The following is a 455-nucleotide window of genomic DNA, read 5'->3' as shown; positions in this document are numbered from 1 at the left end:
CCATTTGATTTCACCTGGGACAAATACATTTTTCACACCTCCATCACCGGACTCGATAGCAGATGAATCCTCCCATGATAATCAGAAACAAGCCGGAGAAGACTACTGTCTCCAAGAAGTCTCTTACTTTACTATTCATTGATCCCACACTCCTTTTCTTCACATTGAGAATATATCCCGCAATGGCATTTTAGTTTTGGAATTACCTCGATGCTCCAAATTTCAAATCCGCACTGTTCGCAAAAAAATCGAAACATTCTTCATTTCCCCCTTTTTCCTTTAAGCCAATGATGAGTCAATTCTGACAATGCATCCAATAAACGCCGCTCAACAGTTTTTCTGTTCCCTGCATCCTGTAGCTGCTCAATTCGTTTTCCCTTAACTTCCTCGATCGCCTCGCGTAAGTATAATTTAAAAGCAGTCATGTTACTCCCCCTTCTTTATAGAGAATATAT

General features: G+C 40.2%; 1 protein-coding gene. It reads right to left on the bottom strand.

Annotation, left to right across the window (positions count from 1 at the left end):
* Positions 1–260: 260 nt before the first annotated feature.
* On the bottom strand, positions 261–425 hold the full coding sequence (locus tag VU18_RS18065; RefSeq protein WP_152668849.1) for a Fur-regulated basic protein FbpA: 165 nt from the start codon (positions 423–425) through the stop codon (positions 261–263).
* Positions 426–455 lie beyond the last annotated feature (30 nt).

Origin of the sequence: Geobacillus sp. ZGt-1, assembly GCF_001026865.1 — a bacterium.
GTDB lineage: Bacteria > Bacillota > Bacilli > Bacillales > Anoxybacillaceae > Geobacillus > Geobacillus thermoleovorans.
The sequence above is the reverse complement of the archived record's forward strand: the minus strand, read 5'-3'. Positions and strand labels throughout refer to the sequence as shown.